The organism is Streptomyces olivochromogenes, from assembly GCF_021538895.1.
GTDB lineage: Bacteria > Actinomycetota > Actinomycetes > Streptomycetales > Streptomycetaceae > Streptomyces > Streptomyces olivochromogenes_A.
The window spans coordinates 1-10175 of the sequence record NZ_JADDRL010000192.1; the positions used below are offsets into that span (position 1 = coordinate 1).

A 10175-nucleotide genomic window follows, 5' to 3' on the forward strand; every position below is an offset into this window, starting at 1 on the left:
CGGCGGCTCCCCGCGTGAGACCAGGGGAAGTGGGTCCGTCGGCTCCAGGTGTGGGTCGTCGACCCGGAACGTGCGGACGCGGCCGGGCGGTGAGTCCGGTGTTTCGAAGCGCACCGTGACCCGGCCGAGGCCGCTGCCCTGGACCCAGCCGTGCCCGTGCTCAGCGTGCCGGACGTCATGGCCTGCGGACCAGTGCCGCTCGGCGGCCGCGGGCTCCTCGGCCGCGGGCTCGGCCGCGACCTCTTCCGGCCCCAGGTCACCCCGCTCACCCGCCGCCTGGGCGAAGAGGTCCTCCTGGGTGTAGTCGGCGAGCCCGGACACTCCCACCCCGAGCAACCGCACGCCACCCGTCGTGTCCACGGCCTCCAGCAACCGGGCGGCCGCCTCCCGGACCACCGAAGGATCGTCCGTGGGCCCACGCAACGTCTCCGACCTGGTCAGCGTCGAGAAGTCGTACCGCCGCACCTTCAGCACGATGGTCCGCCCCGACAACCCGGCCCCGCGCAGCCTCCGCACGCACCGGTCGGCCAGCCGCTGCACCTCCAGCCCCACCCTGACCCGGTCGTGGATGTCCACGTCGTACGTGTCCTCGACGGAGACGGACTTGGCCTCCCGCTCGGCGACCACGGGCCGTTCGTCGTGCGCCAGCGCCATGGCGTACAGCGCGTGCCCGTGGGCCTTGCCCAGAAGCCGGACGAGCTCGTCCTCCCCCGCCTCGGCGATCTCCTCGACCGTGGTGATCCCGGCCCGCCGCAGGTGGTCACCGGTGGCCGGCCCCACCCCCGGCAGGGTCCGCACCGACATGGGCGCCAGCAGCGCCCGCTCGGTCCCGGGCTCGATCAGCACCAGCCCGTCGGGCTTGGCCTGCTCGGAGGCGATCTTCGCGAGCATCTTGGAGGCGGCGAGCCCCACCGACCCCGTGAGCCCCGTGACGGCCCGTATGTCCGCGCGCAGCTTCCCCCCGGCCAACCGCGCCGACGCCTCGTCCCAGGCCGTCCCCCCGGCCTCCAGATCCACGAACGCCTCGTCCAGGCTCAAGGGCTCCACCAGCGGGGACAGCTCCCGCAGCAGGGTCATCACCTGCTCGCTGATCGTCCGGTAGACATGGAAGCGCGGCACGAGATACGCGGCGTTCGGCGCCAGCCGACGCGCCTGGGCCATGGGCATCGCCGAATTGACCCCGAAGACCCGGGCCTCGTAGGACGCGGTGGCCACCACCCCTCGCGGCCCGAGCCCGCCCACGATCACGGCCTTCCCGCGCAGGCTCGGCTTGGACGCCTGCTCCACCGAGGCGAAGAAGGCATCCATGTCGAGATGCAGGATCGTGGGCGCGTTTCTCACATCTCCGATGCTGCACCACGCCACTGACAACGCCCCGGAACAAGGCCCCGACGGGCTTGCCCCGTGCCCCGAGGGGCGAGCGCTCAGACCGCCCGGTTGCGCCGCCGCGCCAGCTCGTCCGCGGGGTTGTGCCCGACGAGCGTCTCACCGGTGTCGATCCGCTCCCCGTGCAGCTGGGAGAGCGCGCTCTCCACGTCCCGCCACACCACGCCGACGGCGATCCCGAAGATCCCCTGCCCGCCCTGCAGCAGGGCGTGGACCTCGTCCGGCGAGGTGCACTCGTAGACCGTGGCACCGTCGCTCATCAGCGTCATGCGCTCCAGGTCGCGGAAACCGCGTTCCCTGAGGTGCTGGACGGTCGTACGGATGTTCTGCAGGGACACGCCGGTGTCCAGGAACCGCTTCACGATCTTCAGGACGACGACGTCCCGGAAGCTGTACAGACGCTGCGTACCCGACCCGTAGGCGGGCCGCACGCTCGGCTCGACCAGCCCGGTGCGGGCCCAGTAGTCGAGCTGCCGGTAGGTGATGCCGGCGGCCGCGCAGGCCGTCGGACCGCGGTAGCCGATCTCCTCGGACGTCATGGACGCCGCCCCTCCGCTGCTCGGCACAGCCGTCGGCCGCTGCGGAACGTGGTCGGCCGCGCTGCCGTGAAGCCGGTACGGACCGCTCTCCCCGAAACCGTGTCCGGGGGCACCCCCAGCCGTACCGTCGCCGCTGCTGCTCACGCCGACCTCCGTCCTTGACCTGCCTTCTCGACGGTAGGCAGTCACCAGGGGTGCGTCAACGATCGCCACACTCGGCACGCCGAGTGATAATCACCCTAGGAGTGGTTTCCCGTGCCCCACCGCGGGGAAAGGCTAGCCGAATGCTCTGGCGGGGGGCCGCAGGACGCTCTCAATGGCCGCTGGCAATTGCCCTCTCCACGGCGGCCAAGGGCCGCGAACGAACCGGCACGGACGGCGAGTCCGCGGGGCGGCCGCCCGTCTCACTGACTGCTGGTGCCGAAGTCCTCGGGCGAGATCTGGTCGAGGAACTCGCGGAACTTCTCCACCTCGTCCTCCTGCTCGTCCGGAATCGCGATGCCCGCGTCGTCGAGCACCGTGTCACTGCCGTAGATCGGCGTCCCGGTGCGCAGGGCCAGCGCTATGGCATCGGACGGGCGGGCGCTCACCTCGACGCCGCTGGCGAAGACCAGCTCCGCGTAGAAGACGCCCTCACGCAGATCGGTGATGCGTACTTCGGTGAGCTCCTGACCAACGGCCTCCAGCACGTCCTTGAACAGGTCGTGCGTCAGCGGTCGCGCCGGGGCCATGCCCTGCTGGGCGAAGGCGATGGCCGTCGCCTCCCCCGGCCCGATCCAGATGGGGAGGTACCTGTCGCCTCCCACTTCACGCAGGAGCACGATCGGTTGGTTGGAGGGCATTTCGACCCGGACACCTACGACATCGAGCTCGTTCACACAGCAACCCTAGGCCGTGCCCGGGACGTTTGGGTAGTCGGGCCGGGAACGGTTGCCCGATCCGGCCGCCCATGCACCAGCACCGCTCAAGGCAGCCGCACCCCGAGCGCGGTCTGTACCAGTGCGGCGTGCAGCTTGACGGTCAGCACCGCCAGCTCCTTCGTGCGAGCCTCCGCATGAGCCCTGGTCTGCGGGTTGCGGTGGCGCTTCAGAGGGGCCACCACCTGATCCACGAGCCCGGCCTCGCGGTCGGCGGCGGCCTTCATCACCCGCAGGTGCCGCGGCTCGATCCCGAACCGCCCCAGCTCGGCGACGAGCGAGGCCACGGTGACCGACTCCGCGTCGTACACCCCGTCCTCCAGGGGTGCGATGAGGCCGTACGACTCCCACTCCTGGAGGTCGCGCTCCTCGATCTCGGCGGCCGAGATCAGCTCGGCCCGCCCGATCCGCGCCGCCGTGGGCGTTTCGAGGGGCTCCAGGACGGTCTCCCCGTCCCGCTGACGCCCCACGACCGGCAGCTGTACGGCTTCGCCCCGCGCCATGGCGTCCAGGTGCTCCCGGATGACCTTGAGCGGCAGATAGTGGTCCCGCTGCATCCTCAGGACGTGTCCGAGGCGCTCGACGTCCTCGGTGCTGAACTTGCGGTACCCCGACGGGGTCCGCTGCGGCTCGATGAGCCCCTCCGCCTCCAGGAAGCGGATCTTGGAGATGGTGACTTCGGGGAACTCGTCGCGCAGCACGTTCAGCACCGTGCCGATGCTCATCAGCCCACTGTCCGTGACGGCGGCGCCGTGGCCGGCACCGCCGCTCGGTGATTGAAGCATGGACCTTCCCTGGGGGTGGGTCAGATGCCCTGCCGGCTCGCGTAGAACACCAGCCGGTACTTGCCGATCTGCACCTCGTCACCGTTCGACAGAGCGACCTGGTCGATCCGCTCCCGGTTGACGTACGTGCCGTTCAGGCTGCCCACGTCGGCCACCGTGAACGAGCCGTCCGGGGAGCGCCGGAACTCCACATGGCGGCGCGAGACCGTCACGTCGTCCAGGAAGATGTCGCTCTGCGGATGACGCCCGGCCGTGGTGAGCTCGCCGTCCAGCAGGAAGCGGCTGCCCGAGTTCGGGCCGCGACGCACCACCAGCAGCGCCGAGCCGAGCGGCAGGGCATCCACGGCGGCCTGCGCCTCCGGAGACAGCGCCGGCATCTGCGTCTGACCGGTGACCTCGGCGTCGTAGGCCTCGATACCGGAGATCGAGATCGTGGACGTCGTCTCGGACGGACGCTCCGCGGTCGCCCCGGCACGCAGCGGCGCGCCACAGTTCGAACAGAAGCGGGCGTTCTCCGCGTTGCGGTTACCGCACCTCGTACACACCAGGACCGACATGGACGGATCCTCCTGCCGCGGCTGCCCCGCCGGCGCATTGGACGTATACGGGCCGGAGGCAAACCCTCCACCCGTACTTGAGGTTGACGGTTGCCCGAAACCTATGCCGCCGGACTGGCCAGGGTCAACAGACGGCGCGCCCTGACCTCCGGAAATGTCACCGCCCGGACCAGCGACCTGGTCACGGAACAGCGGGCGCTGGCCCTCTGCGTCAGGCTGTGCGCGATGGCGAGCGGTCGCGTTGTCGCTACCCTCTCGCGCGCTCTTGCCGAACAACTTCGCAAACAACTTCACGGGCGATTCCCCTTGACCGAAACAGACCCGCCCGTGGGGCAGGACGAACCCTGACTGAATACACCGGCCGACCCGGACATCCTTACAACGTCCGTATCCACCAGACAGTTTCCACCACGCACCACCTCTTCGGTGCGCCGACCCCCCGCAACCTCATGCCCTCGCCGGATGTCCCCCATGCACCGTCGGTTCACTGGGAGGACGACCGAGCGTAGTCAGGCTGCTTCGCCGGTCGCAAGGCATCAACAACGATCTTGTCCGACCGCTCCACCGTCACGGTGGCCTGCTCCTTCTCAAGAGTCTGCACCACGCCTCCGGGGATGTTGAGGGCCGGTTCGAGGTCCTGCGGCTTGCCGATGACCTTGAAACGATAGGGGGCGTTGATCTTGTTCCCGTCGACGCTCACGCTCTTGTCGGAGTCGGTCAGATACGTACCGGCGACGACACGCACGTCGTTGACCTGGATCGCCTCCGCGCCGGCCGCGCGCAGCTCCTGGATCGCGTCGAGCAGCATGTCCGCCTGGACCGTCCCCTTCGTGTCGTCGATGGTGATCGTGATGCCCGGTCCCTGCGCGGCCACGGTGCCCGCGAGTACGCCGAGTTGCTTCTCCTTCTCGACCGTCTGTTTGCGGGCCTCCGCGGCCTGGTTCGAACTGTTCCGCAGTTCGTCGCGCTGCTTTTCGAGACCTTGCTTCTCGTCCTCAAGACGCTGAGTACGGTCATCCAGTTCATCGAGGATGCGAACAAGATCTTCCTGGCGGGCACCGCGCAGCGCGCTGTCGCTGTCGCTGTTCGACGCCACCTGCACCGCGAGGCCGAATCCGAGGCCGAACAGCAGCAGGGCGACGATGAGTTGGGCCCGGGTGACGCGCGGCGGCCACAGGCCCTTCACCAGCCGCTGGCGTCCGGTGAGCGCGGCCTCCGGCTTCTCGTCGGCCTCCGGCCCGGCCTCGGGACCCACCGCGGGGACCTCGTCGGGCAGTTCCTTGCGCAGCCTGTTCTCCGGCTGCTCGTCCTGGTTGCTCATCCCACTCACGCCCGGAACACGTGCCGCCGGATCGCCGCGGCGTTGGAGAAGATACGGATACCGAGGACCACCACGACACCGGTGGACAGCTGCGCGCCCACGCCCAACTTGTCGCCGAGGAAGACGATCAGCGCGGCCACGACGACGTTCGACAGGAACGACACCACGAAGACCTTGTCGTCGAAGATCCCGTCGAGCATGGCCCGCAGGCCGCCGAAGACGGCGTCGAGCGCCGCGACGACGGCGATCGGCAGATAAGGCTCGACGACCGCCGGAACCTCAGGTCGAACCAACAGGCCGGCCACGACTCCCACGACGAGGCCCAGTACGGCGATCACGATGTGCCCTTCTCAGTGCTCGGCTGTGCGGTACGTACGATCACACTCGGTGCGGCGGGAAGCCGGAGGTCGGTCTCCGTGGAGATGCCGGTCCGGATGCCGTAGTTCTCGTCCAGGGCGTGCAGATACAGCCCGTCGGCGCTGTTCTGGAACCTGGTGCTCAGCTTCTCCCCGTCCCCCACCGCCAGGACCGTGTAGGGCGGCACCAGCGGTTTGTTGTCGACCAGTATCGCGTCACCCGCGGCCCTGATCGCGGACAGGGCGGTCAGCCGCTGCCCGTTGATGGAGATGGCCTCGGCCCCCGAGGCCCACAGCCCGTTCACGACGCGCTGCATGTCACGGTCGCGCACCCGTCCGGTGTCGGAGAAACCGGAGGTCTCGCGCGGATTGGAGCCGTTACCGCCCGTGGTGGCTTCCTTGGCGTCGTTCACGACGAGCTTGACGCCGGGCCCGTGCACCGCCGTCGCGCCCGACAGGACGCCCATGAGGTCCGTCCGGGCGCCGCCACCGCTCTTGCGGAGCGCCGCCCGCTGCCGGGCGCTCACGTCGTCACGCAGGTCGTCGACGGCGCCTTCGAGCTTGTCCGCAGCCGAGCTCTCCCGGTCGATGCGGTCGATCAGCTCCTGGCGCTCCTTGGCGACGGCGGGCGCCGCCACGCGGGCCTGGGCCGCCCCGACGGTCACGACGAGCGCCGCGAGCACCAGACCGGCGGCGAGGCCGAGCTTCGCCCTGAGGGTCTTCGGCATGCCGCCTTCGCCCTGGGACTTCTTCCGGGCGGCAGCCTCCGCATACCCGTCGTCGAGGCTGTGGTCCATGACGTTGGTGATCAACGACATGGAGGCGTCCGGGCGTGGCGGCCGCGTGGGCTTGCTCCGAACGGGGGGTTGCTGCGGCATGCCGCACATAGTCGCACGTTGCGACCAGTACCTCCGAACGGCCCCTCCGGCGTGCCGGACAGGCCCGCTTGGGGACACTTGTCCGGCACGCACGCGTGCAGAGGTTTTACCGTCCGGCGCTGTCCACAACCGCCGACCACTCGTCGAGAAGGGCCTGGGCAGAGGCGTCGTCCGGCCCCTCGGCCCACAGATGCGTGACCGCCTCGGCCGGGTCGGGCAGCACCATCACCCAGCGCCCGTCGGCCTCCACGACCCGTACACCGTCGGTCGTGTCGACAAAGCGATCTCCGGCCGCCTCGACGACCCGGCGCATCACCAGTCCCTTGACGGCCCACGGGGTCGCCAGGTCCCGCTTGAGGACATGCGCCCGCGGGATCCGGGCGTCGATCTGGCTGAGCGTGAGCTGCGTCCGCGCCACCAGCCCGATCAACCGTACGAACGCCGCCGTACCGTCGTAGACGCTGCTGAACTCGGGGACGATGAACCCGCCCTTGCCGTCACCACCGAAGATGGTCCCCTCCTCACGCCCCACGCGCGTGAGGTCGTCGGGAGAGGTGGTGGTCCACTCGACCTGGGTCCCGTGATAGGCGGCCACCTGCTCGGCGATCCTGGTCGTGGTCACCGGCAGAGCCACCCGCCCGCTGCGCCGCTCGGCGGCCACCAGGTCGAGCATCACCAGCAGTGACCGGTCGTCCTCGATGATGCGGCCCTTCTCGTCCACCAGGGACAGCCGCTCACCCACGGGGTCGAACCGCACACCGAACGCGGCCCGCGAGGACGCCACGATCTCGCCGAGGCGCACCAGCCCCGACCGCCGCATGTCGGCCGTCTCCGTGGGCCTGGACTCGTCGAGGCCGGGATTGATCGTCAGCGAGTCCACACCGAGCTTGCCGAGCAGGCTCGGCAGGACGAGCCCGGCGCTGCCGTTGGACGCGTCCACGACCACCTTGAGCCCCGACTCGGCGACACCGGTCGTGTCGACATTGCGGAGCAGCGAGCCGGTGTACGAGTCGAAGACGCTCGCCGGGAAGTGCAGATCGCCGATCTCACCGGGGAACGCGCGCCGGTACTCCTGCCGCGCGAAGATCCGGTCCAGCTTGCGCTGGCTCGCCTGCGAGAGATCGGCACCCTGCCCGTCGAAGAACATGATGTCGACCGAGTCCGGCACACCCGGAGAGGTCCGGATCATGATCCCGCCGGCACTGCCGCGCGCTGTCTGCTGCCGTGCCACGGGCAGCGGTACGTTCTCCAGGTCCCGTACGTCGATGGCGCTGGCCTGCAGGGCGGAGATGACCGCCCGCTTGAGCGCACGGGCGCCGCGGGAGTGGTCGCGGGCCGTGGTGACGGTGGACCCCTTCTTGAGGGTCGTCGCGTAGGCACCGGCCAGCCGGACGGCCAGCTCGGGCGTGATCTCCACGTTCAGGATGCCGGTCACCCCACGGGCGCCGAACAGATGCGCCTGTCCCCGGGACTCCCAGATGACCGAGGTGTTGACGAACGCGCCAGCCTCGATGGTCTTGAACGGGTAGACCCGGACATTGCCCTGCACGATCGATTCTTCGCCGATCAGGCACTCGTCGCCGATGACCGCGCCGTCCTCGATCCGGGCCGCGCGCATGATGTCGGTGTTCTTGCCGACGACGCAGCCCCGCAGATTGCTGTGCTGGCCTATGTACACGTTGTCGTGCACAACGGCCTTGTGCAGGAAGGCGCCGCTCTTCACCACGACGTTCGACCCGACGACCGTGTGCTCACGGATTTCGGCGCCGGCCTCGACCTTGGCGTAGTCACCCACATAGAGCGGTCCGCGCAGTACGGCATCGGGATGCACCTCGGCACCCTCCGCCACCCACACGCCGGGCGAGATCTCGAAACCGTCGATCTCGACGTCGACCTTGCCCTCCAGGACGTCGGCCTGAGCCTTCACATAGCTCTCGTGCGTACCGACGTCCTCCCAGTAGCCCTCGGCGACAAAGCCGTAGACCGGCTTGCCCTCCTTCATGAGCTGCGGGAACACATCGCCGGACCAGTCGACGGGGACATCGGGTTCGACGTAGTCGAAGACCTCGGGCTCCATGACGTAGATGCCCGTGTTCACCGTGTCGGAGAAGACCTGCCCCCAGGTCGGTTTCTCCAGGAAACGCTCGACCTTTCCTTCTTCATCGACGATGGTGATGCCGAATTCCAACGGATTGGGTACACGCGTCAGACAGACAGTGACCAACGCGCCCTTTTCCTTGTGGAAGTGGATCAGCTCGGTGAGGTCGAAGTCGGTCAGCGCATCGCCGGAGATGACAAGGAAAGCATCGTCCTTCAACGCCTCCTCGGCGTTCTTGACGCTTCCGGCGGTACCGAGTGGCTTCTCCTCGTTGGCATACGTGAGCTCCATTCCGAGCTCCTCGCCGTCTCCGAAGTAGTTCTTGACGAGCGAAGCCAGGAACTGCACGGTGACGACGGTCTCGGTGAGCCCATGCCTTTTGAGCAGCCGCAGCACGTGCTCCATGATCGGGCGGTTTGCCACGGGCAGGAGCGGCTTGGGCATGCTAGAGGTCATGGGGCGAAGGCGAGTGCCTTCACCACCGGCCATCACGACGGCCTTCATGTCGGAAGCGTCCTCCTCCAAGAGACGACGGTCTAGCCGACTTCACCCGTCCAGATTGTCCCGCACTTTTCCGCCGTGGGCCATCGAGCCACTACGTCCGGACAATCGCCGAGCTCAATCGGCCATGGCGTCCGCACGCACCAGTCGGCGGACTTGCACCACGTAGAGCACTCCTGCCCACCAGTAGAGCGTTGTACCCCACCCGGCGAACGCCCATCCGAAAATTGCAGCGAGTGACGAGAACCAGGTGGTGCCGTCACTGAGCAGGAGCAACGGGAAGGCATACATCAGATTGAAGGTGGCTGCCTTCCCGAGGAAGTTCACCTGGGGCGGGGGATAGCCGTGACGCCTGAGGATGCCCACCATCACCAGCAGAACCAACTCTCGCGCCAGCAGCACAGCCGTCAACCAGATCGGCAGGATCTCCCGCCAGGTGAGACCGACCAACGTCGAGAGAATGTAGAGGCGGTCGGCCGCGGGATCAAGAAGCCTGCCGAGGTTGCTGATCTGATTCCAGCGCCGCGCGAGCTTACCGTCGAGGTAGTCGCTGACCCCGCTCAGCGCCAGCACCAGGAGGGCCCAACCGTCGCTCTGCGGACCCCCGAACTCCGGCCTGAGGATCAACCACAGGAAGAGGGGGACGCCGGCGAGCCGCGCCATGCTGAGGATGTTCGGGATGGTGAGGACTCGGTCCGTCTGGACGCGGGTCTCCTGGACCTCCACCCGGGGGCCTCCTGTGGGAAAACGTGCGAACGATGCCCCCTGACCCTACCTCAACGCAAAAAAGCTCTGGCTCCTGGGCTGTATTGCCCAAGAGCCAGAGCTCTAAAGGGA

General features: G+C 68.5%; 10 protein-coding genes. All 10 read right to left on the minus strand.

The window, feature by feature from the left end; all coding sequences use genetic code 11:
- Positions 1–1341 (minus strand): DNA polymerase IV (locus IPZ69_RS44730; protein WP_235460656.1); only part of this gene is annotated, 1341 nt, incomplete at its 3' end.
- An 83-nt stretch (positions 1342–1424) separates the two neighbouring features.
- Positions 1425–2069 carry a MerR family transcriptional regulator gene (locus tag IPZ69_RS44735; protein ID WP_235460657.1) on the minus strand — a complete coding sequence of 215 codons (645 nt, stop codon included), beginning with the start codon at positions 2067–2069 and terminating at the stop codon, positions 1425–1427.
- 260 nt (positions 2070–2329) lie between these two features.
- A complete protein-coding gene (locus IPZ69_RS44740) occupies positions 2330–2803 on the minus strand; it encodes a bifunctional nuclease family protein (protein ID WP_026253112.1) in 474 nt (157 codons plus the stop codon).
- An 86-nt stretch (positions 2804–2889) separates the two neighbouring features.
- Positions 2890–3627 (minus strand): transcriptional regulator FtsR, encoded by a 738-nt coding sequence (gene ftsR, locus IPZ69_RS44745; RefSeq protein ID WP_235460658.1) that lies wholly within the window; start codon positions 3625–3627, stop codon positions 2890–2892.
- Positions 3628–3647: 20 nt separating this feature from the next.
- Positions 3648–4478 carry an FHA domain-containing protein gene (locus tag IPZ69_RS44750; protein ID WP_235460659.1) on the minus strand — a complete coding sequence of 277 codons (831 nt, stop codon included), beginning with the start codon at positions 4476–4478 and terminating at the stop codon, positions 3648–3650.
- A gap of 190 nt (positions 4479–4668) precedes the next feature.
- The gene (locus IPZ69_RS44755; RefSeq protein ID WP_235460660.1) at positions 4669–5505 is read right to left on the minus strand and encodes a DUF881 domain-containing protein; all 837 of its coding nucleotides are present in this window, start codon (positions 5503–5505) and stop codon (positions 4669–4671) included.
- 5 nt (positions 5506–5510) lie between these two features.
- Positions 5511–5843 (minus strand): small basic family protein, encoded by a 333-nt coding sequence (locus tag IPZ69_RS44760; RefSeq protein WP_003988855.1) that lies wholly within the window; start codon positions 5841–5843, stop codon positions 5511–5513.
- Positions 5840–6679, minus strand: coding sequence for a DUF881 domain-containing protein (locus tag IPZ69_RS44765; protein WP_235460663.1), 840 nt, complete (start codon positions 6677–6679; stop codon positions 5840–5842). Before IPZ69_RS44765 ends, IPZ69_RS44760 begins: the two co-directional genes overlap by 4 nt.
- 166 nt (positions 6680–6845) lie before the next feature.
- On the minus strand, positions 6846–9341 hold the full coding sequence (locus tag IPZ69_RS44770) for a mannose-1-phosphate guanyltransferase (protein WP_235460661.1): 2496 nt from the start codon (positions 9339–9341) through the stop codon (positions 6846–6848).
- 114 nt (positions 9342–9455) lie between these two features.
- On the minus strand, positions 9456–10064 hold the full coding sequence (locus IPZ69_RS44775; RefSeq protein ID WP_235460662.1) for a CDP-alcohol phosphatidyltransferase family protein: 609 nt from the start codon (positions 10062–10064) through the stop codon (positions 9456–9458).
- Positions 10065–10175: the final 111 nt, after the last annotated feature.

Bases quoted from the DNA above. Each gene is read 5' to 3' on its own strand.
- ftsR (WP_235460658.1), bottom strand. From the start codon at position 3,627: ATGCTTCAATCACCGAGCGGCGGTGCCGGCCACGGCGCCGCCGTCACG.
- IPZ69_RS44755 (WP_235460660.1), bottom strand. From the start codon at position 5,505: ATGAGCAACCAGGACGAGCAGCCGGAGAACAGGCTGCGCAAGGAACTG.
- IPZ69_RS44765 (WP_235460663.1), bottom strand. From the start codon at position 6,679: ATGTCGTTGATCACCAACGTCATGGACCACAGCCTCGACGACGGGTAT.
- IPZ69_RS44770 (WP_235460661.1), bottom strand. From the start codon at position 9,341: ATGAAGGCCGTCGTGATGGCCGGTGGTGAAGGCACTCGCCTTCGCCCC.